Raw genomic sequence first — 23,634 nt, forward strand, 5'->3', positions numbered from 1 at the left:
CTTGCTACTCTATGTTTTGAACTTGTTCACGCATCTGGTCTATCACCGCCTTCAGCTCCAATCCGGCGGCCGTCAATTCGCTATTTTGCGCCTTAGAGCAAAGTGTATTTGCCTCTCGATTGAACTCTTGCATCAGAAAATCCAATTTTCGCCCAACCGCACCACCTTTGCACAGCAATTCACGTGCAGCCGCCACGTGGGCACCAATACGGTCTATTTCTTCAGTGACGTCCGCCTTTACTGCCAAGACCGCCAATTCCTGAGCCACCCGCGCCGGGTCAGCCCATTCGCTATTGTCTATAACTTTAGCCAGATTTGCCTTTAGAGCAGCAGCAACCAATGGCTTGCGAGCCTCTGCACGCTCTGCTGCTAGGGTCGTCAACTGCTCAACCTGAGCCAATTGTTTGGTTAATACTTCTTCTAATGCAGCGCCTTCTGCGTCACGCATTTGAACGAATTCGGACACAAGGCTTTCGAACTCCTTAGTCAACTCTTTAACAAGCGGCGAAGGATCGTCACTACTGACTGAATGTTCTAAGACGCCACGCAAAGCTAAAAGATCCGCAGGATTTGCAGGAGTAAGTGTAACATCGGCAGACAAAGCAGCTGCTTCAACAACCCCCACCGCCTTGAGTATCGATTCTAGAACCGCGGTATTCACTTCAAGCTGACTACCGCCATCTTCAGTGCGTGAAACGCGCAATGCTAAAGAAACATTCCCCCTTTCCAAAGCTTTAGAGAGTTGAGATCGCAGTTGTGTCTCCAAACCCTCCAGCCAGTCGGGTACTCTCAGACGAAGGTCCAGCCCCTTGGCGTTAACGGAGCGAATTTCCCAACTCCAACTATGAGCCCCCAGGTTTCCCTGGGAAGAAGCAAAACCAGTCATTGATCGCAGGGGCATACGGCGGACTCCTTACAAGGGTAGATTTAAGTACAGCACCTAAGGCCATGGCTGACTGCTGTACAGGGGCGGAAGGCTGTGTCTGGCAACCTTTATGGTTAACGCATTGGCTGACAGGATATTAACCATTGTTTAAACATTTAGTCCAAAATTGAACTAGATTGTGTCATCTTAACTCCAGAGTAACCATTCCGGTATTAATCATTACGAGCAAGTTTGCTCCGAATGAAGCGGGAATGACAATCGGACGCGAATGGAGGGATAGGACATGTTTTTTGGTAGCCGCAAAGGTTCCGAGCATAACTCGGGTCAAGACAAGGTGATATCGATGGATCGGTTCCGTGATGGCAGCTCCCTTTCACCAATCCGTCAGGCCGAAGCATATTGGACCGCTCTACGACAGGGCGAAGATGTTCCAAAACGCTCGCAGATTGATCCGCGCGGGCTTGAAAACATCTTAAGCCAAACATTTATCTTGGAGCGCATAGCACCTGGAATCGCACGGTTCCGCTTGGCCGGCCAAAAGCTGAACGAAATGGCAGGTATGGAAGTGCGTGGCATGCCTCTCACTGCATTTTTCACTCCAACAGCGCGCAAACAAGTCAGCGCAGCGTTAGAGCATATGTTTGATGCGCCTGCAGTTGTCGAACTATCACTCCAGACAGAGGCCACCCGCAACCGCCCTTCCCAAGAAGCTCGCATGTTATTGATGCCACTTCGCAGTGATCTGGGTGACGTGAGCCGCGCATTGGGCGTATTTGTATCCGAGGGCAACTCGATGAAGACTTCGCAGCGATTTAACGTCACTGCTACAGAACTCCGCCCAGTCACACCATTGTTGAAGCCCAAAATGTCACCTGCGTCAAAGTCTCCAAATGAGGTCAATGCAGGTTTTGCTGAAACCCAGGCTAAGTTTAGTGATGAGCCATCAGTAATGGATGAGGCACGCGCACTCGTTGAAGCCAGCCGTCAATCTATGGATGAGGCACGTAAGAGCTTAAGCGAAATAGGAAAGCCGACAGAAAAAACAAAGCCTAGTCGTTCATCCCACCTTCGCCTAGTTGTCAGCCGGGATTGATCCAAAATAGATTTGTTGAGAAGTTAATGAGTGCAAGCCGTTATTTTCGGCTTTGGTTAAGATGCGCCCTGTGGAGAAACCCAGGGCGTTTTATTTTGTTCGAACGTCTTTTACTCAGAATTCACAAACCGAAAGACGCAAAAAAATGCCCGGCAAAATCGCCGGGCATCGGTGTGCTCTATCTCAAGAAAAAGTTAACCAGCCTGACGCGCAGTACGTTCAGTACGCAGTGCTGACAGTTCTTCGGCAACCAAGAATGCTAGTTCCAGAGACTGACTGGCATTCAGACGCGGATCGCATGCCGTATGGTAACGAGCACTTAGATCTTCATCCGTTACTGCCCGCACTCCGCCGGTACATTCTGTTACGTCCTGGCCAGTCATCTCGAAATGCACGCCACCCGGTACAGTTCCTTCGGCACTGTGCACAGCGAAGAAGTCACGAACTTCCTTTAGAACGCTATCAAAGGGTCGTGTTTTGTAGCCTGACGACGACTTGACGGTATTGCCATGCATTGGATCACAAACCCATGTTACATTTGCACCCTCTTCCTGCACCGCTTTGACTAGGCGTGGAAGGTGTTCTGCAACTTTGCCAGCGCCAAACCGTGCAATCAGTGTCAACTTACCTTCTTCGTTCTCTGGATTAAGCTTTGACATCAGAACCTTAAGGTCTTCTGCTGATGTCGTTGGACCGCATTTCAGACCGATGGGGTTCAACACACCACGACAGAATTCGACGTGTGCACCATCAGGCTGGCGAGTACGATCGCCAATCCAAATCATATGCCCCGAACCAGCCAACCATTTGCCAGAAGTTGAATCCAGTACGGTAAGCGCCTCTTCATACTCCAACAGCAAGCCTTCATGGCTGGTATAGAACTCGACAGACTGCAAAGTATGTGCAGTTTCTTGAGTAACACCTGCCGCTTTCATGAAGTCTAGCGTATCGGTAATACGTGCAGCCATTTCTCGGTATTTGTCGACTTTTTCAGTTTCAGTAAAGCCCAGTGTCCAGGCATGCACCTGGTTTACGTCGGCGTAACCACCGGTTGAGAACGCACGCAGAAGGTTTAGAGTTGCGGAGGCCTGAGTGTAGGCTTGCAACATCTTGTTTGGATTTGGGATTCTGCTTTCCGGAGTGAAGGCCAGCTCATTGATGATATCTCCGCGGTAGCTGGGCAGCTCCACACCATCGATCACCTCGGTCGCAGCACTACGCGGCTTGGCAAACTGCCCAGCCATACGCCCCAACTTGATGACAGGCACCTTAGCGCCATAGGTCAAGACCATCGCCATCTGCAGCATCACCTTGAAGGTGTCACGGATATTGTTAGCGCTGAACTGTTCAAAACTTTCCGCACAATCTCCACCTTGCAACAAAAAGGCTTCGCCGCGAGCGGCGGCTGCAAGATGTTGCTTCAGGCGTCGCGCTTCACCGGCAAAGACCAAGGGTGGATAATTAGAAAGCTGCGCCTCGACACCCGCAAGGGCATCAGCGTTGGTATAGTCGGGCATTTGAACCCGCGGTTTCGCACGCCAGTTCGATTTTTGCCACTTACTCATAGCTTTGTCTCCGCATCAAAGGTCTTCATTTACTTGAGGCCTCTCTATACAAAAGTGCAAGGCCTGTGACCAGTTCCGAATTGAGACTACTTGACGCCGCTTGTAAGCTGTGATCACGCTCTCAATAACGCCCCGGAATATCTCCCTCAGGCGACCCCAGGTTTTGAGGACTAACGCGCCATGCACGAGCAAAAAGAGCTTGTCGAAATCGACGGCATCCAGGACAAACCTCGTCGGTTTGTCTTTGTTTTAATGAACAATTTTACAATGTTATCGTTCGCCTCCGCCCTCGAATGCCTACGGATTTCTAACCGGATGGGGAACAAGGATCTGTATAGCTGGACTTTGATCGGTGAAGGCGGCGAAGGCGTAACTTGTTCGGCGGGCACTTCGTTTCAGCTTGATGCTGATCTGGGTGACTTACAGCGTGATGATGTCGTTCTATTGTGTTCGGGTGTTCAAGTGCAGTCGGCAACAACCAAAAAGCTATTGGGCTGGCTGCGCCGTGAGGCTCGCAAAGGTCTGAAGGTTGGGGGACTATGCACTGCCGCATATGTTCTGGCCCGAGCTGGGTTGCTGGACGGCAAAAAGGCAACCATTCACTGGGAAAACGCTGATAGCTTTATTGAAGAGTTTGATGAAATTGAGCTAACCAAATCAGTGTTTGTAATCGATGGAAACAGGATGACCACTGCGGGCGGCACTTCTTCTATCGATCTGCTGCTAAAATTGATCGCCAATGATCATGGCGAAGATCTTGCGAATGCCGTGGCAGACCAGCTGATCTATTCGTCGATTCGAACGGATCAAGATACTCAACGGCTTTCCGTACCAACACGGATTGGCGTTCGTCATCCGAAGTTGTCGACAGTAATTCAGATGATGGAAGCCAATATCGAAGAACCGATCAGCCCGTCAATCTTGGCGCGTGATGTCGGAATGTCGACCCGTCAACTGGAGCGCTTGTTCCGCCGCTATCTGAACCGCTCTCCCAAACGTTATTATATGGAATTGAGATTGCAAAAAGCACGTAACCTGTTGATGCAAACCGATATGAGCGTGATCAACGTCGCACTAGCTTGTGGGTTTGCCTCACCTTCACATTTCTCAAAATGCTACCGCGCCCACTATGATACCACACCGTACCGCGAACGGGGGAGCCTCGCCTCCAAGCCTTGAGGAACGCGGTAATGGCTATCGGTTGCATTGGGTTCTTAGAATAACCACAGAAGGTCGGGTTCGTTCACGTTTTCTAGTTCGCTGGCGTAAGCCGATAGATTGCTCCGTCATTTTCTGATGCAAACCAGATACTTCCATCCGGGGCTTCTGCGATTTCCCGGATCCGACCTGTTGCTGCCCCCTTCAACCGCTCCTTTTCTGTAAGGCTCTCGCCTGACAAACGCGAAAGAAAGTCAAGTTTCAGCGATCCGACGAAAAAATGGCCACGCCAACTAGGCCAGAGCTTTCCAGAATAGATCATCATGCCAGACGGCGCTATAGATGGATCCCAGTACCAGACCGGTTGTTGCATACCGGGTTTTGATGTGCCTTCGCCAATTTTAGCTCCAGAATAGTGCCGTCCGTATGAGATTATCGGCCAGCCATAGTTGGCTCCTTTCCGGATCAAATTTATTTCGTCACCGCCTTTGGCACCATGTTCAACAACCCATAGTCTTCCGCGCCGGTCAAATGCCATCCCTTGTGGGTTTCGATGTCCATATGACCAAATCTGCGGCTGTGAATCACGACGCGTAACAAAAGGGTTGCTGGCTGGGGTTCCCCCATTTCGGTTCAAATGTATAACTGACCCTTGGTGCCGTGATAAATCCTGTGCGCTGTCTCGCTCACCGCGTTCGCCCAAGGTCAAGAACAACGTTCCATCGGTCGATTCGATTACACGAGCCCCATAGTGTCGAGATGTGGAGGAACTCGGGCTGGCCTCAAATATCACACGAAGATTAGTCAGGCGTTTGAAATCATTGCTCAACGCTGCCACGGCCAATGCTGTCCCGGAACCATTCCCTTGCGATTTCGAAAAGGTCAGAAATAGTTGCCGACTTTGATGGAAATCACCTGGCACAAGGACATCCAGTAGGCCACCCTGCCCCCGCGCTACTACTCGGGGTACGCCTTTGATACGAAACTTATTCTGCCCAAGCACATAATTTAGGCGACCTGCGCGTTCTGTCACCAATGCGGCTCCGTTAGGCAGAAAATCGATAGCCCAGGGGACATCAAACCCAGAGGCCATTCTTTCCAATTTCAGCTGGCCTTGGCTGCTGTCCATTGTATCTGCATGGGCGCTTGCAATGGATAGTAGAAAGATAACTAGAAGAATGATCTTTGTCATTTTTCCTTCCTTTCAGGATGCTTTAAGTATATTGGATCCAACACAGCTGACCACCCCCAAGAAGTGGCAGCGATGGCCCGAAACAGGAACCGGTTTGATAGCACTTTTCTTTTCAACCGCCCTTGCCTAGGGTCAAAGATGAACAGTTATGTTCCAACAATGGGAGTTTTCTAATGAAAAAATTGCTGATGGCCACCGCTGCTGTTGCACTAACCGCTGGTACGGCCTTTGCAGGCGGCCACGCCAAAGAAGTCAAACTGGGAATTCTGTTTGGTTTTACTGGACCAATTGAATCCTTGGCTCCGTCCATGGGCGCTGGTGCCGAATTGGCAATGGCAGAAGTAACAAAGTCTGGCATGCTGCTGGACACTGCAACCGTAACCCCCATGCGCGCCGACACTGGCTGCATTGACAATGGCCTTTCCACTGCTAATGCTGAAAAAATGCTGGCTGATGGCGTCAGCGGCATCATTGGCGGCGACTGTTCCGGTGTAACCGGTGCGATCCTACAGAACGTTGCAATCCCTAACGGTATGGTCATGATCTCACCATCCGCGACTTCGCCTGGTCTGTCGACCATGGAAGACAACGGTTTGTTCTTCCGGACAGCTCCGTCAGATGCGCGCGAAGGTCAAGTTATGGCCGAAGTCCTGACCGATCGTGGTGTCAAGTCCATCGCCCTGACCTATACCAACAACGACTATGGCAAAGGTTTGGCCGACGCCATCAAGACTTCGTTTGAAGCAGTGGGGGGTGAAGTTACCATTTCCGCAGCACACGAAGATGGCAAAGGCGATTACTCTGCTGAAGTTGGCGCACTGGCCTCAGCTGGTGGTGATATCCTTGTCGTTGCCGGTTACCTCGATCAAGGCGGTCTGGGAATCATTCAGTCTTCGCTCGATAGTGGTGCATTCGACAAGTTCGGCCTGCCAGGTGGCATGATCGGAGACTCGCTGCCAGCTAACGTTGGTGCTGACCTGAACGGTTCGTTTGGTCAAATTGCCGGTTCCGGTGGCCAAGGTGCGGAAGCTTACTTTGCTATGGCTGAGGAAGCTGGTTTTGACGGATCTTCGCCTTATTCGCCAGAATCCTACGATGCAGCTGCACTGGTGATGTTGGCAATGCAGGCCGCGAACTCCAAAGATCCAGCCGACTACGGCACCAAGATCATGGACGTTGCCAATGCTCCGGGTGAGAAAATCTATCCGGGTGAACTAGGTAAAGCACTAGAATTGCTGAAAGCTGGCACAGACATCGACTATGTTGGTGCCTCCGCTGTTGAGCTGATCGGACCCGGTGAAAGTGCTGGTTCCTACCGTGAGATCGAAGTCACAGACGGCGCTAACAAAACTGTGCAGTTCCGCTAATCCTCTAAGGATTGTTTAGTAAAGATCAGCCCGGGTTCAACCCGGGCTGTTCCAACATATGGGCTGCGAAAAAGCAGTTTGGGGGAATAGTGAAATGATCGTCGTCGAAGACGTACACAAGCATTTCGGAGGATTCCACGCAGTTGACGGTGCTACACTGGAAATTGCCAAGGGATCTATTACTGGCCTAATTGGACCAAACGGTGCCGGAAAAACCACTCTTTTCAATGTAATCGCAGGCGTTCTTCCACCAACCTCCGGGCGGGTGAAAATGGACGGTGAGGACATCACCGGTTTGCCGCCACATACATTGTTTCACAAAGGGTTGTTGAGAACGTTTCAGATCGCGCATGAGTTTTCATCAATGACCTGTCGGGAAAACCTTATGATGGTACCTGGTGGGCAATCCGGTGAGACCTTGTGGAACACTTGGTTTGGTCGCAAACGAATTGCGGATGAAGAGCGCGCGCTAAGGGCTAAGGCAGATGAGGTAATGGAATTCCTTACCATTGAACACATCTCCGATCTCAAGGCCGGACAGATCTCAGGCGGGCAAAAAAAGCTACTGGAACTGGGCCGGACAATGATGGTCGACGCCAAGATTGTGTTCTTGGACGAAGTTGGAGCCGGTGTGAACCGTACACTGCTTTATACCATCGCTGATGCTATCAAACGCCTGAATGAAGAGCGCGGATATACCTTTGTCGTGATTGAACACGACATGGAATTCATTGGTCGCTTGTGTGATCCGGTGATCTGTATGGCCGAGGGTAAAGTCTTGGCGCAGGGTACACTGGACGAGATCAAGGCCAACGAACAGGTTATCGAAGCTTACTTGGGTACAGGTTTGAAAAACAAAGACAAACTGGAGGCCGGAGCATGAGCGGCAATCCATACCAAAACGATCGCGGCAACAAGGACGCATCGATCACCAGCACGTCGGGCCGGAGCACTATGGAACCCGGATTAAAGCACAGCGGCGAGGTCAAACCCGTTATCGGTGACAGCCCGTTTTTGGTTGGCGACACCATGACCGGTGGATACGGCAAGGGCCCGGATATTCTGCATGAGTGTACAATTGCAGTGAACCCAGGCGAAATTGCAGTGATCGTAGGGCCAAATGGCGCCGGCAAATCCACCGCGATGAAAGCCGTCTTTGGAATGCTGAATGTGCGCTCGGGCAAGGTGCTGTTGGACGGTGAGGACATCACAAACCTCAGCCCACAAGACCGGGTGGTCAAAGGCATGGGCTTTGTACCGCAAACCAGCAACATTTTCACCTCTCTAACGGTTGAAGAAAACCTGGAGATGGGTGCGTTTATCCGCACCGATGACATCAGCAATACAATGGAGCAGATCTATCACCTGTTCCCCATCCTTAAGGACAAGCGCAATCAAGCAGCCGGAGAGCTGTCTGGCGGTCAACGCCAACAGGTTGCGGTAGGTCGCGCGTTGATGACGCAGCCCAAGGTGCTGATGCTGGATGAGCCTACAGCCGGCGTGTCGCCGATTGTGATGGACGAACTGTTTGACCGAATTATCGAAGTTGCCCGTACAGGAATCCCGATTCTAATGGTAGAGCAAAACGCCCGGCAAGCACTTGAAATTGCAGACAAAGGATATGTTCTGGTTCAAGGGCGTAATGCTTATACTGGCACCGGCAAGGAACTTTTGGCTGATCCCGAAGTCCGCAAATCGTTTTTGGGAGGCTGATAATGGATCTGCTCAACGCCCTAGTGGCGCTTACTAACTATGTGATGATCCCTGCGGTCGCCTATGGCAGCCAGTTGGCGCTTGGTGCGCTGGGGGTTACCATGATTTACGCCGTGTTGCGGTTCTCAAACTTTGCACACGGCGATACAATGGCCTTTGGTACCATGGTAACCATTCTGATCACTTGGTGGTTGCAATCTATGGGGATCAATCTTGGTCCACTGCCGACCGCCCTACTTGCTCTACCATTTGGTATTCTGGGCTGTATGGCACTGATGTTATTCACTGACCGGGTCGTCTATCGGTTCTACCGCGAGCAAAAAGCCAAACCAGTGATTTTTGTCATGGTGTCTCTTGGTGTGATGTTCATGATGAACGGTTTGGTGCGTTTTATCATTGGCCCAGGTGATCAACGGTTCTCAGATGGTGAACGTTTCATCGTTTCGGCACGTGATTTCAAAGCAATGACCGGTCTTCGTGAAGGACTAGCGTTTAAAACCAGCCAAGGCATTACCATCATTACTGCTGTTGTGGTTGTAGCGGCCTTGTTTTGGTTCCTGAACCGCACTCGCACTGGTAAATCCATGCGTGCCTACTCCGACAACGAAGATCTGGCGCTGCTGTCTGGCATCAACCCAGAACGCGTTGTGATGTACACTTGGATGATCGTCGCAGGCTTGGCAACGATCGCTGGCGTATTGTATGGATTGGATAAATCCTTCAAACCTTTCACCTATTTCCAATTGCTACTGCCCATCTTTGCAGCGGCAATTGTAGGTGGATTGGGGAACCCGATCGGAGCCATCGCTGGCGGTTTTGTCATCGCGTTCTCTGAGGTTTCAATCACTTATGCCTGGAAGAAGATCCTCCGGTACCTGATGCCAGAAAATTTGGAACCTGACGGATTGGTGCAACTATTGAGTACGGATTACAAATTTGCCGTCTCTTTCGTGATCCTTTTGATCGTCCTTCTGTTCAAGCCCACCGGCCTCTTCAAAGGAAAATCGGTATGAGCGAGACTGTAAAACACTCCCTTATGTTTGCCTTCGTCGGGGTGCTGATCATCTTGGATGGTACCACCAGCTTTGGCATTTTCGCGGGTTCTTGGAACTCAGCACTTGGAATCCTGAATATGGGGCTTGTCTCAGCAATCATGGCCCTGGGCGTAAATCTCCAATGGGGATTTGCCGGGTTATTCAACGTCGGCATCATGGGCTTTACTGCTCTTGGTGGGCTTGCCGTTGTACTGGTCTCTTCCTCTCCAACGCCGGGTGCGTGGAGCCAGGGCGGTATTGGCATCATCATGGCCCTAATTCTTGGCGCACTTACCGTTGTAGCTGCTGTATTCATCACCAAGAATATGACAAAAGGAAAGCCGAGAGTTCTCGCTCTTACAGCGCTTTTGATCGCCGGTTTCTTTGCCTATAGAGCTGTTTTTGATCCTGCCGTATCTGGTGTCGAGGCCATCAATCCAGCGCTGTATGGCAGTCTTGGCGGGCTTGGTTTGCCAGTCTTACTGGCTTGGCCTGCCGGTGGTCTACTTGCAGCGGGTGCCGCTTGGTTGATTGGTAAAACCGCACTGGGGTTACGCTCTGATTATCTTGCGATTGCTACCCTTGGCATTGCTGAGATTATTATTGCGATCATGAAGAACGAGGACTGGCTGTCGCGTGGGGTCAAAAATGTTGTTGGCCTACCTCGCCCGATGCGCAAAGAAATTGTTCTGCAGGAAGATCCCGGTTTTCTGGACACAGCGGCTTCACTCGGTCTGGATCCGGTAGTTGCATCGACCCTCTACGTTAAGATCACCTATTCTCTGTTGTTTACAGTGGTGTTGTTGGCGTTGTTGTGGATGGCTCAGATGGGTTTAAAAAGCCCTTGGGGCCGGATGATGCGTGCAATCCGTGACAACGAAGTTGCTGCCGAAGCAATGGGTAAAAACGTTACCCGTCGGCATTTGCAGATCTTTGTATTGGGCTCTGCCATCTGTGGCGTTGCCGGTGCGATGATGACCACACTGGATGGCCAGTTAACACCTGGCACCTACAATCCTCTGCGGTTCACCTTCTTAATCTGGGTGATGGTTGTTGTTGGGGGATCGGGCAATAACTTTGGTGCGGTACTGGGCGGTATCTTTATTTGGTTCTTCTGGATCAAGGTCGAACCAATGGGCGCTGGGTTGATCAACTTTGTCACCTATGGGTTAGCTGACGACAGTGCACTGAAACTTCATCTGTTGGACAGCACCGCTCATATGCGATTGTTCACTATGGGTTTGATATTATTACTTGTCCTCAGGTTCAGCCCACGCGGATTGATCCCTGAGAAATAAAAATGCGCCGCCCCGGTAATTTGGGGCGGCGTTTCTTTTTACTGCGAACTTTGGTACTAAGCGCGGGCTTCATTCAACCTAGAGCCCTCACATTCAACGTCCTTTAAACAAGCTTCCCAGAATTCCACGGACAAGACGGCGGCCCGTGGTGCCCTTCAGCTCCTTGATCACGGCTTCGCTCATCGCAGAACCAAAGGTATCTCGTGATCGGTTCATACGCGACGAGGATCTGCTGACCCGGTTTCCACTAAAACGCCGTGCGGATTGGTATTCACGTTCCCTAACGGGCAGTTCCTGCGATTCTTCTTCAACGACCTCTGCTTCGGTTGCCGCAGCCTGCGCGCGTTTTGATAGAATTTCATACGCGGAGCGCCGATCCAACGTGCTGTCATACTTACCCGCCATATCGGATTGCCGCATGATTTCTTCGCGCTCTTTTACGCTAATTGGCCCAAGTTGAGAACTGGGTGGACGGATCAGCGTACGTTCGACAATGCCGGGAATGCCCTTTTTCATCAACATAGAAGTCACGGCTTCACCAACACCAACTTCTCGGATTGCCTCTTCCGTCGAAAAACGAGGATTCTCACGGTAGGTTTCGGCTGCAAGCTTCAGGTTTTTGCGATCCCGCGCAGTGAAGGCACGTAAAGCGTGCTGAATTCGGTTCCCAAGCTGGCCTAGAATATCTTCGGGGACATCAACTGGATTTTGGGTAATAAAGTAAATCCCGACCCCCTTGGAACGGATCAACCGCGCAACCTGCTCAACCTTGTCGACCAGGGCCTTGGGCGCGTCGTCAAACAACAGGTGTGCTTCGTCAAAAAAGAATACCAGCTTTGGTTTGTCTGGGTCACCAACCTCAGGCAATTCTTCAAACAATTCGCTCAGCAGCCATAATAGAAAGGTAGAATAGAGACCCGGCGAGGCCATTAACTTGTCTGCAGCTAAGATGTTGACCACACCCTTGCCGGTTTCATCGCAGCGCATCAGATCCGCGAGATCTAGAGCCGGTTCACCAAATAACTTGTCGCCCCCTTGATTCTCCAACACCAGCAACCGTCGCTGAATGGCTCCGATTGAGGCCGTGGAGACGTTTCCGTACCGCAAAGAAAGTTCACCGCGGTTCTCACCAATCCAAACCAGCAACGCCTGCAAATCCTTGAGATCAAGTAGCGGCAGGCCTTCGCTGTCTGACAATCTAAAAGCGATGTTTAAGATCCCCTCCTGCGCTTCACTCAACTCAAGCAGTCGGGCCAACAACAATGGCCCCATTTCCGCAATCGTTGTGCGGACCGGATGGCCCTGCTCACCAAACAAATCCCAGAAGGTTACTGGACAGGCATGATAGGAGAAATGATCAAAGCCAATAGTTTCTGCACGCGATGAAAACGCTTGGTGCAATTTGTGAGACGCGGTTCCTGGTTTCGCCAGCCCAGAAAGATCCCCTTTAACATCAGAGAGAATTACCGGAACGCCTGCGTTTGAAAGCCCTTCGGCCAATATCTGTAGAGTCACCGTTTTGCCTGTTCCGGTCGCCCCGGCGACCAAACCATGCCGATTTGCGTATTTCAGAGTTAAGCCCTGTTTGACGCCATAGCTGGCCCCTCCTCCACCTACAAATACCGTCTGTTCCATACTCGATCCCCGCTCAAATCCGCTCTTTTGCTATTGCACATAAAGTTAACCATTGTGTGCGAAAGTAACAATTGTCCGCTGCTGCCATCTTGGTGGGTTTGGCGGGCATTCCTCCCTGTCAGACTGGACCGTGCCTTATGGCACGGTCATTTTTTTTTGCACATTGGGCAAACAGAGCGTATTTCGCACAAAATTCAGCGGTTTTAAAACTCATCTACTTTTTTTGAACCTAGCTGTTGACCGAACGCTGCCCCTTTCGTAACGTCACAACCAATAAATAAGTCGGCCAGTCCGACGGGGAGAAAAAATAGAAAGGGAGCTGTAATGGTTCCCTTTTTTAATTTTGGTTCCAACATGTTCACTTCATAGAAGCATCAGCATGCAATTCCTCGCCGAAGCGACGGATAAAAGCCTGACACTGCTTTAACCCCATGGTACAGCCTATGCGGACGTCCAGAAAAAAAGAGGCCTTCATGTTCAATTCCCTGACCCCGCTTTCATTGTTAGCGATTCTTGCGCTCACAGCCCCGCTGGCGGCACAGGAAGGCAGCACCGCTGCTACCACCGCAGACACTGAGGCAACCCAACCAGAAACCGCTGCAGATCAGGGGCTCGATCTTGGCGAACCCGTTGATGATGGCCCTCAGATTGGGGATCGCTATTCTAAAGAGAAATTTGGTGATTGGGATCTCGCTTGTGTCCGGACTGAAGAAGAAACAGACCCCTGTTCATTATTGCAAATTCTAAAAGATTCCAACGACAACCCTATGGCCGAGTTTTCAATGTTCCGGCTTGGACAGCAAGGTGGGCAAGCCGTAGCAGCAGCCACGGTTATTGTCCCACTGGAGACCTTGTTGCCTGCGGCATTGACAATCTCAATCGATGGTGCACCCGGCAAGCGCTATAATTATTCCTTTTGTAGCCCGTTAGGTTGTGTCGCGCAGATTGGGCTAACCCAATCAGACATCACGGCCTTAAAGAAGGGCGGCGAAGCGATTTTGTCGCTTCGACCAGCACCAGCACCTGATCAAATCATCGAAATGAAAATGTCGCTGAAAGGTTTTACCGCCGGCTACAATATCGTTGACGTTGTTCAGCAGTAAACACACCTCACAAATGTCTTAAAAAAACCGCTGCTCAGTCCTGAGTAGCGGTTTTTACTATGACGGTTGATCAGATTTGTCGAAGCGCCAGCACAGCGTTCAGGCCACCAAATGCAAAAGCATTACTAAGAGCAACCTTGACCTCTACCTCGCGGGCCTCGTTCGGAACCACATCAAGAGCACATTCTGGGTCAGGTTCCTGATAGCCAATTGTTGGTGCAATCACGCCATCTCGAAGAGCCATTATACAGGCCAACAATTCTACGGCGCCAGTACCACCGATCAGGTGACCGTGCATTGATTTGGTAGACGAAATCATCAACTGATCTGCATGCGGCCCAAATACATCCGCAACCGCAGCGCATTCTGTTTTGTCATTCGCGGCCGTGCCTGTTCCGTGGGCATTAATATAGCCAACGTCGTCAGTGTTTATGCCGGCGTCTGTCAACGCCCCAGAAATGGCTCTTGCCGCGCCTTGTTTGCTTGGCATTACGATATCAGCAGCGTCCGATGACATTGCAAACCCAATCACTTCGCACAAAATATTAGCCCCACGTGAACGAGCATGATCAAAGTCTTCGAACACAAAAATTCCTGCACCTTCACCTTGGACCATTCCGTTGCGATTAGCGCTAAATGGGCGGCAGGCATCTTTTGACATCACGCGCAAACCCTCCCAGGCTTTGACCCCGCCAAAACACAACATGGATTCAGAGCCGCCGGTGACCATTGCAGGTGCCATACCTGTACGAACCATTTGAAAGGCTTGTGCCATAGCGTGGTTGGAAGACGCGCATGCCGTTGAAACAGTGAAACTTGGACCTTTCAGGTTGTACTGCATCGAAACATGGCTGGCCGCGGCATTGTTCATTAGCTTTGGCACAACAAAGGGATGCACCCGGTTCTTTCCATCTTCATAAACTGAGCGGTAGTTGTCATCCCAGGTCGAAACGCCGCCGCCAGCCGTACCCAGCACAACACCGGATTTGGCGGCAAGCTCACCAGTAAATTCAAGGCCTGACTGCTCAATCGCTTCATTCGCAGCGATTAGGGTGAATTGAGTGAACCGGTCATAAAGGCTCATCTGCTGCCGGTTGAACCGGCCCTCTGTTTCAAATCCGCGGACCTGACCACCGATCTTAATCATCAAACGGTCGACGTCTCGAAACTCAAGTGCGCCAATACCACACTGGCCTTCGCTCATTGCTTTCAGGGTGGCTGAAACCGAATGCCCTAACGCATTTATCGTACCGGCCCCAGTGATGACAACGCGTTTCATGAAAGTAGCCCCTGCTCACAACTCGTTGTTATTTATTAGAAATCAGTTCTTCTATGCCAGCCACGATAGATCCAACGTTGGTAATATCGAAGTCGCTTTTCGCGGGCTCATTGGCATTAAACGGCACGGTAATGTCAAACTCTTCTTCGATTGCGAAGATGCATTCAACCACCCCCATACTGTCAATTCCAAGTTCGTCCAACGTGCTGATAAGCGAGACATCAGAGGGTTCTAGAACTGCTTGCTCGGCGATGATGGCAAAAACCTTTTTCTGTATGCTCATATCTGTTCTCTGATCGATTGCGATAATGATGAATTAGCCGCTTGCCTGCTATTTGAAAACAGCCTTTTTCAGCGCATCTATATCGCGCATAATGCGTGGTAACCGTCTCTGTGATTTATACATTTCGGTATGTGTGTCCATTTTAACAGCCGGGTACCCCATTATCACCCTACCAGCTGGAACATTTGAGATAATTTTGGTCCCGCCGCCAGCAACAACCCCATTGCCAATAAAGATATTGTCGTTCACACCGCACTGTCCGGCTAGCACCACGTTGTCTCCAATATCTACCGATCCAGATACTCCGGTCTGACCACAGATCAGGCAGTCATTTCCGACACGAGTGTTGTGCCCGATGTGAACTTGATTATCGAGCTTGCTACCATCTCCGATAACAGTATTACGAATTGTTCCATTATCAATAGTGCAATTGGCTCCAATTTCTACGTTATCACCGATAGTTACCGCACCTAACGAATGTATTCTCAACCAAGTCTGCGCTTCGGCGTCCCCTTGATCCGCCAAAGATTTTCGAACATTTTCAACCGCTGAGGTTTCAGGTGTCACAAACGAAAATCCGTCGCTACCAACACGGGCACCAGGTTGTGCTATAAACTGATCTCCGATCGTCGCTCTTGCCCCTATCGACACCATCTCACGCAGAAAACCAGCCTCGCCGATCACCACATCAACTCCGACAAAGCAATGTGGGCCAATCACAGTTCCAGCGCCGATCTTGGCGCCTGCGCTGATGATGGATAACGGCCCAACACTCACATCGCTGGCCAAGATCGCAGCGGGATCAATAACAGCGGTTGGATGAATGCCGCCGCCAAAACCCTGCCCCAGGTCCAGTGTCGCAGTCACTCCTGCCATTGCCATACGTGGACGAGGGGCAAAAATCGCTGCACGGAGCCCCATCGACTGCCAATCTGCTTCAGGCCAAAGAAGCGCCGCCAATGCTGATCCTTGCCCCAGTGCGTCACCGTATTTAGGAGACATTGCCATCGCAAGGTCTTTTGGCCCCGCATCCTTAGGCTCGGCAGCACCGGAGATCATCAAATCCAGATCGCCCTGTGCTTCTGAGCCCAGGGCCTCTGCTATCTGGCGAATGGTATACATTTCAGGCCCTTCCCGGCGATTTGGTATTGGGCCTGAGGATTACCCCTGAACGCCGCTTAACACCACCCCTGCCCGTTCAAGCGCATTCCAAACTTTTGCATCACGACCATAAACATCACGGCGGTATTCAGCCCGACCTTTAGCCGACACAACTGCAGTCCGGTAAATGATGTGAACAGGAACCTTTTTATCAAGCTCCACTTTTGTCTCTTTACCGCTGTTCAGAACGCGATGGAAAAACGCCTTGGGGTCTTCGGTTTGACGTGCAAGCAATGCATAAGCAAAATCAAAGGGTTGCTGCAAGCGGATACAGCCATGTGAATAGGCGCGTACTTCACGCGAGAACAGGTTTTTAGCCGGAGTGTCATGAAGATAAATATTGTACTTGTTCGGAAACATGAATTTGACCAGCCCCAACGCATTTCGACTGCTCGGTGGCTGACGCATCGCAAAAGGGAAGCTTCTTGTAGTAAACTGCGTAAAGTCTACCGCACTGCGGTCAACTCTACGACCTCGGCTGTCAGTGATTTCCATGTGGCCAGCTGCATTTGGGTTCTGTTTGAGCTGAGGAAGGTACTCTTTGGTTACAATCGAGCGCGGCACATACCAGCTCGGGTTAATCACCATATGCTCCATTACATCAGAGAATTCAGGGGAGCGGCGATCACCTTGGTTCTTTCCAATCACCGAACGGGTTTCAAATGTGACGTTGCCGTGGTCAATAATTTTGGCCGTAAAGTCCGTTTGGTTGACTAGGACATGGCGTTCACCCCGGTCAGTCGGCAACCAACGTTCACGCTCCATCGCGACAATCACAGATTTCAAACGGGTCAGAACGGATTTGTTGATTTCCGCTACCGTGCCTTTTCCTGCGACACCGTCAACTTCCAACCCATGATCTGACTGAAATTGCTGAACAGCACTTTCCATCGCCAAATCGTAATCTCTGGTAGCACTACGTTGCAGATACCCCATGACAATCAACCTGTCGCGAAGAGCAACAACATCCGCGCCGCTTTGGCCTGGTTCCAGTTTGCGGTTTGGAACAGTGGGCCCCCAGCCGCCCTGCTGTAGCAAAGCTTCGAGGCGCAGTTTTTCTTTCATTAAAGCACGGTACTGAGGCGAAGCAGGTGTAAGAGAGCGAATAAAGGACATCGGTTGCTCATCCCGCATGCCGACCAAATATGTTGTCCCGTCAACACTCGGCTTTTCGCGCACCATCCCATCGTCAATCTGCGATGGGACTAGAAGTCCCGTTTGAACGTCGCGAGCATAGTCCACCAGTGCACGGCTTAATGCGACCTCGACCAGTCCAACGTCGCGAGTCGTTCGCGCATTTTTCATCTGTTCAGTCAGACGGGCAACTTCGACAGAACGGTCTGGCAAGCCATGTACTGACACATTACCAAGTGCTTCTAGCAATGCTGCGCGACGTGCTTGGCCCTCTGTGTCGGCCCCGGTCCAAATCGGCTGATAATTGTTCTCACGGTAAAACGCTGCCACGGCATCGTCGACCGAAGCAGCCTCGGCAATTGCTTGTTTGAACGCGGTAACCTGCGCATACGCAGGTGCGACACCAGTCCCCGCAGCCAGCCCACCAAGGACCAGAGCAAAAGCACCTGCTTTTAGTTTAGCCGCCAGTTCAGCGCGGGGAATACACATCATATTATAAAGTCCTTGAACAGCTCACAGATCGATTTAAGGCACTGCCTATATGAAACTTTGGTAAATACTAGGGGGAGAAGTCCATTCACATTTGCATCAGTTTGGATTGGAATTCCTATCTGATGCTGTGTGGTCTCAACGTAGGATCCTAGAAGTTGAATGAAGGGGAAAAAAGTCTGGTTAACATCATAATTTGCGCAAAAATTCGCCGAAAATCCTAGATAGATACAAGTTGCGACAATCCTTTCTTGGCACACGAATCGACCTATGGCATACATGTTACATCCGGGGATGGATGAAAACAGCGCTCGTAACATCGAGCGCAGGCAGGAATAGCGTACGGGACGGCGCAGTAACTATGGTAGAAACCAATTCTTCGGGTATCACCCGACGCAGCTTGCTGGGTGCTTTTGCGGCAACCACTCTTGTTGCAACTCCAACTTTCTCAAAGGCAGCAGGTTTTCTGCGCGGTGCAGGCGACATTCGGCGAATTCGAATGTATTCAGGCCGAACAGGTGAGCGGATCGACATGATCTATTGGATCGATGGCAAGTACATCAAAGATTCAATGAAAGAGATCAACCACTTCATGCGGGATTGGCGAAACGATCTGGTCAAAGAAATTGACCCCCGTACGATCGATATTATGGCCGCATCGCACAACCTCCTTGATGTAAACGAACCCTATATGATGCTTTCGGGTTATCGCAGCCCGCAGACCAACGCTATGTTGCGTCGCCGGTCTCGTGGTGTTGCTAAGAACTCATTGCATATGCGTGGCGAAGCTGCGGACTTGCGACTTGCTTCACGTTCAGTCCATCAGATGGCACAGGCCGCTCAGGCTTGTAAGGCTGGAGGAGTCGGAAAATATCGCCGCTCCAATTTCGTACATATGGATTGCGGCAACGTCCGCAGTTGGAATGGCTAAGCCAGAAATGATTCTGGCCATGCTACGCACCCGCAAGCGCAATGTTTGCGGGTTTTTACATTTAGTTTGCAGAGCTTCTGTAACTTCTAACAATGCTAGGTTTGATAGGCATCGACTCACAATTAGCCATTGCGGCTGATAGTTTCCGCAGCTATACCGCCGTTGAAATAAGCACCTGTAGCTCAGCTGGATAGAGCGCTGCCCTCCGAAGGCAGAGGCCAGAGGTTCGAATCCTCTCAGGTGCGCCATTTCTTTCAGATATCAACTAATCTGGACGATCTTGATTTGTGGATTCTGACGTATTGGCCGGATCAATCGAACTGACGACAGCTTTTTGTTTAAGCGACAACCAAAACAGCCCAACATATTTTACAACCTACATGTATTGCTTGATCAGTGTTGTAGGAAATCCGTCCAGAACACTTGGCATAGTCTGTAGCTGCATGGATGAAGAATTCTGCAATCCCTAACGCAAGTGAACCCGTGATGATGCCTACAAATCCTGCGTGTATTGTGCAGTGAGCAGCTAATGCATGGTACCATGGAACGCCGCATATCGGGGATGTATGGTTTTTTGCACGAGCAAGAAAGTCACCTTGCAAAGGATAGTCTGCCATCGCGTGAGCAAAAATCAACAGCGCCAGAACTTCCATATTCACCTCAAGTTTTGAAATATTGGTGCGTAGAGGCTTCTAACGTAGCAAAGCCAACGTTCTATCTCTGTAACCTTGTTCACTTTGACGCAGGCCGCTTGCGAGTACGCTGACAAAATGTTCAATACTCACGTCAACACGGTTTGCCAGTGTCGGATTATGACGAGTGCTCCAGAAAATGGCCGTCGCGCGCCCCTTATTCCACGGGGAAATTGAGGCGACTTATAAAAACTTACCAGATGGAATCGCTCACTAGTGGCTCAAGATGTCACCCAGTTACGTTGTTCTGGATCTCCCATTGATATTAACATCGGTTTTTCGGCCTGGCCTGATTTGAAGTCATTTTTTGACACCATGTTCTGCCACCCCCCCAAGACCAACGATTGCGCAACAGCACCGCCTAAAGTCGTGCCCGGTCCTGTGACAATAAAGAGATCGGGAGCAAATTCCTGAGCAGCAGCCCGAACTGCAAGGGTGAAATTGTAGGGTTGCACAACTTGTTGTCCTAAAGTGTAATCCCACAAAGCCTGCGTATTACAGGCCCCTGGCCACCACGTATGGCCACGTCCATCAATCAACGCAACATTAGGCTGACCAAACATGCTTTCTGGCAGTAGTTGACGACCTAATTCTGCAACGGGGTTCTGCAGATGTGTATGAAACGCTGCATGATTTGGCAGTCGCATTGGAAACCGCTCCTGCAGGACAGGTACAGACTGTTCAAAACCTTGCAATCCGGCCTCATTACCGGCCAAGACCAACATGCCCCCCAAATCAATTGATAGCAAAAGGGTCCGTCCATTTTCTCTATTAATTCTTGCTATTAGAGCCAGTAGCTCATTCTTCATTTGTGGTTGAGGTAGCCAGTTTTCGTCCACAATTGGATAAACCAACTGCCCCCCAATAAGGTGCTGTTGCATCAGCGTGCCCATGGTATTCACCACATGGAATCCATCGTTTAAAGAAAGCGCACCAGCAACAGCTAGCGCGATGTACCATCCCATTGAGTTGCCAGTAACTGCCACAACTTCGATATCATCCGCTAATGATTGTGCATCAGCAACAGCACTTGCATAGATCAACGGCGAAGCGACATCACCTCGTGAATATTTAGCCATTGAAAATTTGGCGGCACTGTCGATTTCGGTGACTGAATCCTGTCCTGCAAGACCTCGCAACTGGTCAAAACCCGTAAGTAGTTCAGCCTTATCAGCGTGATAGCGATTGAGATAGCCCAGCTCAGTTTTGTTATATGTACCACGTCCGGGACAAATTAGAACTGCGGTACGTGTCATCGTACATCTCCGAGTAAATCAAGGGCTGCTTTGGTTATGCTTTCTTTTGACGGCAGGCTGGCAGCATAGGCTGGCCCCGTGGCAATGAAGCAATCACCGGCAGCATGGCGGGCCGTTTTTATCGCCGTATGTTCGGAAAACAATGTCATCAATGCCTCTGATTGGCTGCCTGTACTGCGGCATTCATCGACGATCAGAACGCGTTTACACCCTTTTGCGGCTGCCAAAAGCGCCTCAGCAGGTAAAGGCGCGAGCCATCGCATATCAAGTATACGAACGTTGTATCCCTTAGCCTCCAACTCCACCCGTGCTTGGGTCGACAGGTACCGCCCATTTCCGTACGTGACGATAGCCAGATCATGGCCGTCGCCATGAATACCGACCTCTCCCAACACAATACTTTGGCCAACTGGAGGATAGGTTTGCATCCACCCCCCATCTTTGGCCGAATGCAGATCACGCATCGGATAAAGTGCGATCGGTTCTACGAACACCACGACCCGTTGTTCTTGTCGTGCCAGCCGAACGCATTCCCTCAACATCATCGCGGCCTCGGCCCCATCGGAAGGACAAGCAATAACTAGCCCCGGAATATCGCGTAGAACCGCCAGCGAATTGTCATTGTGAAAATGGCCGCCGAAGCCCTTTTGATAGCCCAGTCCAGCAATCCGAAGCACCATAGGATTTGTAAACTGACCGTCCGAGAAAAATGGTAAAGTAGCTGCTTCGCCCCGAATTTGGTCCTCAGCATTGTGAAGGTATGCTAAAAATTGGATTTCTGGGATTGGAACAAAACCATTGTGCCCCATTCCTATAGCTAACCCAAGAATGGACTGTTCATCCAAAAGCGTATCGATAACACGGTCCGGGCCAAACCTGTTGTGCAGTTTCTGAGTGACCCCATAAACGCCACCTTTACGGCCAACGTCTTCCCCCATCATCACCACGTCAGGGTGCTCCAACATGAGATCGGTAAGCGCCCAATTAATCAATCGGCTCATTGGCTGCGGATCAGCAAGTGCTTTCAAATCGGTGCCAAAGACAGCCGCACGCATGTCATTACTTGGACCGTTAATTGTTTTGCAAGAGCGTACTGGTGGGACTAAACTACGCGCCACCTCCGAAGCTGTTTTCAAATGTGGTCGCTCGACAACTTCTGCGGCAATGCGCTCCACACGCGCAAGTGTTTCCTGATAAATTTTTAGTGAAAGTTGTGGCGATAACGAATTGGAATCGCGTAATAAACGGACCGAGTGCAACAGAGGATCATTTGCCTCATCCGCCTCCACTTCAGCTTTGCTAAGATACGTTGTCGGCACGTCTGCCCCCGCATGTCCATAGAGCCGAACGGTGCTAAGATGCAAAAAGGCGGGTTTACGATGACAACGTACATAGTCAGCAGCTTGGGCCGCGACGCAATGTGTTTCAAATAAATCAAGGCCGTTCGCCTTAAAGTATTTGATACCAGGACGGTGCGCCATCGAGGCTTCTATCCAGCCCATCGGGGTTTTGGTGGATATCCCAATCCCATTATCTTCACAGACAAATAGTAGCGGCAGCGGCACCGACTGTACAGATGTCCAGCCAGCTGTATTGATTGCCCCTTGAGCAGTAGAGTGGTTGGCAGATGCATCACCGAAAGAGCACATAATAATTGAATCGTCCGGCAGTTTCTGATGCTCGGGAGGATGACGACGCGCAGTCCCAATTGAGTAGGCTACGCCCAAGGCTTTGGGAAGATGGCTGGCAATGGTTGACGTTTGCGGCGGGATCATAAGGTCTTTTGAACCCAACACCTTGTGACGCCCGCCTGATGTGGGATCATCGCTGGAACAGGCAAAGGAAAGCAACATATCCCATGCGATAGTTTGACCGGGAACCTGCCCCGCGCGGGCGACCTGAAATGCGGCGTCGCGATAATGAAGAAACGCCATATCGCTGGGGCGTAAGGCATGTGCCACCGCCGCCATACCCTCATGGCCGCTAGATCCAATCGTATAGAACCCCTGCCCGTTTTTCTGCATTTTCCGACTGGTTAAGTCCAGCGCCCGACTAACACATTGCGCGCGGTAAATAGCGACTGCTTCAGGGGCTGTCAGTGAAGCCGATGGTGGATGACCTTCGGGTAAATCATTTGCCCCCACCCGGTGGCGAAAACTACTATCAACAATCTGAGCGCGATCCATTTGAAATCCTCAATTCGGGTCAACTCCGCTACTGCGTATCGGTCAACCTAGGCCGAAAATCCAATGAAATAAAATCGTGAAAGTATGAGTAAAGCGAATAACAGCGAGTCACCAAACAAGCTCGCCCAGGCCGACAAAAAAGGCCGGCCAAAAGCATGACCGGCCAAATTCATGTTTGC

At 50.8% G+C, this 23,634-nt stretch carries 20 protein-coding genes and 1 tRNA gene; 10 read left to right on the forward strand and 11 right to left on the reverse strand.

The annotated features are described in order from the left end of the window. Nucleotides 1–4 precede the first annotated feature (4 nt). Nucleotides 5–901: a YicC/YloC family endoribonuclease gene (locus tag GO984_RS01870; RefSeq protein ID WP_157020872.1), complete on the reverse strand. Its 897-nt coding sequence runs from the start codon at nucleotides 899–901 to the stop codon at nucleotides 5–7. Nucleotides 902–1,169: 268 nt separating this feature from the next. Here GO984_RS01870 and GO984_RS01875 point away from each other — a divergent pair, with 268 nt between their 5' ends. Further along, complete coding sequence (locus GO984_RS01875) at nucleotides 1,170–1,979, forward strand: PAS domain-containing protein (protein WP_157020873.1); 810 nt, start codon at nucleotides 1,170–1,172, stop codon at nucleotides 1,977–1,979. A 194-nt stretch (nucleotides 1,980–2,173) separates the two neighbouring features. Here GO984_RS01875 and GO984_RS01880 read toward each other — a convergent pair whose 3' ends face one another. Further along, nucleotides 2,174–3,544: a class II 3-deoxy-7-phosphoheptulonate synthase gene (locus GO984_RS01880; protein ID WP_157020874.1), complete on the reverse strand. Its 1,371-nt coding sequence runs from the start codon at nucleotides 3,542–3,544 to the stop codon at nucleotides 2,174–2,176. Between the two features lie 180 nt (nucleotides 3,545–3,724). On the opposite strand from GO984_RS01880, the gene GO984_RS01885 reads away from it, so the two are divergent. Next, nucleotides 3,725–4,723 (forward strand): GlxA family transcriptional regulator, encoded by a 999-nt coding sequence (locus GO984_RS01885; protein ID WP_157020875.1) that lies wholly within the window; start codon nucleotides 3,725–3,727, stop codon nucleotides 4,721–4,723. Nucleotides 4,724–4,796: 73 nt separating this feature from the next. Here the strand turns inward: GO984_RS01885 and GO984_RS01890 are convergent, their stop codons facing one another. Next, nucleotides 4,797–5,894: a PQQ-dependent sugar dehydrogenase gene (locus GO984_RS01890; protein WP_157020876.1), complete on the reverse strand. Its 1,098-nt coding sequence runs from the start codon at nucleotides 5,892–5,894 to the stop codon at nucleotides 4,797–4,799. A 173-nt stretch (nucleotides 5,895–6,067) separates the two neighbouring features. Between GO984_RS01890 and GO984_RS01895 the strand changes: the two genes are divergently transcribed. The 5 genes from GO984_RS01895 (at nucleotide 6,068) to GO984_RS01915 (ending at nucleotide 11,306) form a co-directional block, all read left to right on the forward strand. Next, nucleotides 6,068–7,261, forward strand: coding sequence for an ABC transporter substrate-binding protein (locus GO984_RS01895; RefSeq protein WP_157020877.1), 1,194 nt, complete (start codon nucleotides 6,068–6,070; stop codon nucleotides 7,259–7,261). A gap of 94 nt (nucleotides 7,262–7,355) precedes the next feature. Next, nucleotides 7,356–8,144, forward strand: coding sequence for an ABC transporter ATP-binding protein (locus GO984_RS01900; protein WP_138165024.1), 789 nt, complete (start codon nucleotides 7,356–7,358; stop codon nucleotides 8,142–8,144). Then, nucleotides 8,141–8,974 (forward strand): ABC transporter ATP-binding protein, encoded by an 834-nt coding sequence (locus GO984_RS01905; protein WP_157020878.1) that lies wholly within the window; start codon nucleotides 8,141–8,143, stop codon nucleotides 8,972–8,974. Before GO984_RS01900 ends, GO984_RS01905 begins: the two co-directional genes overlap by 4 nt. A 2-nt stretch (nucleotides 8,975–8,976) precedes the next feature. Next, entirely contained in the window at nucleotides 8,977–9,987 is a 1,011-nt protein-coding gene (locus GO984_RS01910; RefSeq protein WP_157020879.1) for a branched-chain amino acid ABC transporter permease, read from the forward strand. Then, the gene (locus GO984_RS01915) at nucleotides 9,984–11,306 is read left to right on the forward strand and encodes a branched-chain amino acid ABC transporter permease (RefSeq protein WP_157020880.1); all 1,323 of its coding nucleotides are present in this window, start codon (nucleotides 9,984–9,986) and stop codon (nucleotides 11,304–11,306) included. The genes GO984_RS01910 and GO984_RS01915 overlap by 4 nt, the downstream gene beginning before the upstream one ends. Nucleotides 11,307–11,399: 93 nt before the next feature. Here the strand turns inward: GO984_RS01915 and GO984_RS01920 are convergent, their stop codons facing one another. Continuing rightward, nucleotides 11,400–12,941 carry a helicase HerA-like domain-containing protein gene (locus GO984_RS01920; protein ID WP_157020881.1) on the reverse strand — a complete coding sequence of 514 codons (1,542 nt, stop codon included), beginning with the start codon at nucleotides 12,939–12,941 and terminating at the stop codon, nucleotides 11,400–11,402. Nucleotides 12,942–13,414: 473 nt separating this feature from the next. Between GO984_RS01920 and GO984_RS01925 the strand changes: the two genes are divergently transcribed. Continuing rightward, nucleotides 13,415–14,044, forward strand: coding sequence for an invasion associated locus B family protein (locus tag GO984_RS01925; RefSeq protein ID WP_157020882.1), 630 nt, complete (start codon nucleotides 13,415–13,417; stop codon nucleotides 14,042–14,044). Nucleotides 14,045–14,114: 70 nt separating this feature from the next. Here the strand turns inward: GO984_RS01925 and GO984_RS01930 are convergent, their stop codons facing one another. The 4 genes from GO984_RS01930 to GO984_RS01945 are packed head-to-tail and all read right to left on the reverse strand — an operon-like array spanning nucleotide 14,115 to nucleotide 18,390. Further along, complete coding sequence (locus tag GO984_RS01930) at nucleotides 14,115–15,323, reverse strand: beta-ketoacyl-[acyl-carrier-protein] synthase family protein (RefSeq protein ID WP_157020883.1); 1,209 nt, start codon at nucleotides 15,321–15,323, stop codon at nucleotides 14,115–14,117. Nucleotides 15,324–15,351: 28 nt separating this feature from the next. Next, nucleotides 15,352–15,606: an acyl carrier protein gene (locus GO984_RS01935; RefSeq protein ID WP_157020884.1), complete on the reverse strand. Its 255-nt coding sequence runs from the start codon at nucleotides 15,604–15,606 to the stop codon at nucleotides 15,352–15,354. A gap of 48 nt (nucleotides 15,607–15,654) precedes the next feature. Then, nucleotides 15,655–16,728, reverse strand: a complete 1,074-nt coding sequence (locus tag GO984_RS01940; RefSeq protein ID WP_157020885.1) for a UDP-3-O-(3-hydroxymyristoyl)glucosamine N-acyltransferase — start codon at nucleotides 16,726–16,728, stop codon at nucleotides 15,655–15,657. A 39-nt stretch (nucleotides 16,729–16,767) separates the two neighbouring features. Then, nucleotides 16,768–18,390 (reverse strand): L,D-transpeptidase family protein, encoded by a 1,623-nt coding sequence (locus tag GO984_RS01945; RefSeq protein ID WP_157021199.1) that lies wholly within the window; start codon nucleotides 18,388–18,390, stop codon nucleotides 16,768–16,770. Nucleotides 18,391–18,751: 361 nt separating this feature from the next. Here GO984_RS01945 and mepK point away from each other — a divergent pair, with 361 nt between their 5' ends. Further along, nucleotides 18,752–19,321 carry a peptidoglycan L,D-endopeptidase MepK gene (mepK, locus tag GO984_RS01950; RefSeq protein ID WP_138165015.1) on the forward strand — a complete coding sequence of 190 codons (570 nt, stop codon included), beginning with the start codon at nucleotides 18,752–18,754 and terminating at the stop codon, nucleotides 19,319–19,321. Between the two features lie 171 nt (nucleotides 19,322–19,492). Beyond that, nucleotides 19,493–19,569, forward strand: a tRNA-Arg gene (locus tag GO984_RS01955). Between the two features lie 90 nt (nucleotides 19,570–19,659). Here GO984_RS01955 and GO984_RS01960 read toward each other — a convergent pair. The 3 genes from GO984_RS01960 to GO984_RS01970 form a co-directional block, all read right to left on the reverse strand. Beyond that, complete coding sequence (locus tag GO984_RS01960; protein WP_157020886.1) at nucleotides 19,660–19,974, reverse strand: DUF3307 domain-containing protein; 315 nt, start codon at nucleotides 19,972–19,974, stop codon at nucleotides 19,660–19,662. Between the two features lie 260 nt (nucleotides 19,975–20,234). Then, nucleotides 20,235–21,269, reverse strand: a complete 1,035-nt coding sequence (locus tag GO984_RS01965) for an ACP S-malonyltransferase (protein ID WP_157020887.1) — start codon at nucleotides 21,267–21,269, stop codon at nucleotides 20,235–20,237. Then, complete coding sequence (locus tag GO984_RS01970) at nucleotides 21,266–23,455, reverse strand: thiamine pyrophosphate-dependent enzyme (protein WP_157020888.1); 2,190 nt, start codon at nucleotides 23,453–23,455, stop codon at nucleotides 21,266–21,268. The genes GO984_RS01965 and GO984_RS01970 overlap by 4 nt, the downstream gene beginning before the upstream one ends. Nucleotides 23,456–23,634 lie beyond the last annotated feature (179 nt).

Origin of the sequence: Parasedimentitalea huanghaiensis, from assembly GCF_009753675.1 — a bacterium.
In the GTDB taxonomy this organism is placed as follows: domain Bacteria; phylum Pseudomonadota; class Alphaproteobacteria; order Rhodobacterales; family Rhodobacteraceae; genus Parasedimentitalea; species Parasedimentitalea huanghaiensis.

Coding starts and splice junctions, on each gene's coding strand:
- GO984_RS01870 (WP_157020872.1), bottom strand. CDS start 901: ATGCCCCTGCGATCAATGACTGGTTTTGCTTCTTCCCAGGGAAACCTG.
- GO984_RS01875 (WP_157020873.1), top strand. CDS start 1,170: ATGTTTTTTGGTAGCCGCAAAGGTTCCGAGCATAACTCGGGTCAAGAC.
- GO984_RS01880 (WP_157020874.1), bottom strand. CDS start 3,544: ATGAGTAAGTGGCAAAAATCGAACTGGCGTGCGAAACCGCGGGTTCAA.
- GO984_RS01885 (WP_157020875.1), top strand. CDS start 3,725: ATGCACGAGCAAAAAGAGCTTGTCGAAATCGACGGCATCCAGGACAAA.
- GO984_RS01890 (WP_157020876.1), bottom strand. CDS start 5,894: ATGACAAAGATCATTCTTCTAGTTATCTTTCTACTATCCATTGCAAGC.
- GO984_RS01895 (WP_157020877.1), top strand. CDS start 6,068: ATGAAAAAATTGCTGATGGCCACCGCTGCTGTTGCACTAACCGCTGGT.
- GO984_RS01900 (WP_138165024.1), top strand. CDS start 7,356: ATGATCGTCGTCGAAGACGTACACAAGCATTTCGGAGGATTCCACGCA.
- GO984_RS01905 (WP_157020878.1), top strand. CDS start 8,141: ATGAGCGGCAATCCATACCAAAACGATCGCGGCAACAAGGACGCATCG.
- GO984_RS01910 (WP_157020879.1), top strand. CDS start 8,977: ATGGATCTGCTCAACGCCCTAGTGGCGCTTACTAACTATGTGATGATC.
- GO984_RS01915 (WP_157020880.1), top strand. CDS start 9,984: ATGAGCGAGACTGTAAAACACTCCCTTATGTTTGCCTTCGTCGGGGTG.
- GO984_RS01920 (WP_157020881.1), bottom strand. CDS start 12,941: ATGGAACAGACGGTATTTGTAGGTGGAGGAGGGGCCAGCTATGGCGTC.
- GO984_RS01925 (WP_157020882.1), top strand. CDS start 13,415: ATGTTCAATTCCCTGACCCCGCTTTCATTGTTAGCGATTCTTGCGCTC.
- GO984_RS01930 (WP_157020883.1), bottom strand. CDS start 15,323: ATGAAACGCGTTGTCATCACTGGGGCCGGTACGATAAATGCGTTAGGG.
- GO984_RS01935 (WP_157020884.1), bottom strand. CDS start 15,606: ATGAGCATACAGAAAAAGGTTTTTGCCATCATCGCCGAGCAAGCAGTT.
- GO984_RS01940 (WP_157020885.1), bottom strand. CDS start 16,728: ATGTATACCATTCGCCAGATAGCAGAGGCCCTGGGCTCAGAAGCACAG.
- GO984_RS01945 (WP_157021199.1), bottom strand. CDS start 18,390: ATGTGTATTCCCCGCGCTGAACTGGCGGCTAAACTAAAAGCAGGTGCT.
- mepK (WP_138165015.1), top strand. CDS start 18,752: ATGGTAGAAACCAATTCTTCGGGTATCACCCGACGCAGCTTGCTGGGT.
- GO984_RS01960 (WP_157020886.1), bottom strand. CDS start 19,974: ATGGAAGTTCTGGCGCTGTTGATTTTTGCTCACGCGATGGCAGACTAT.
- GO984_RS01965 (WP_157020887.1), bottom strand. CDS start 21,269: ATGACACGTACCGCAGTTCTAATTTGTCCCGGACGTGGTACATATAAC.
- GO984_RS01970 (WP_157020888.1), bottom strand. CDS start 23,455: ATGGATCGCGCTCAGATTGTTGATAGTAGTTTTCGCCACCGGGTGGGG.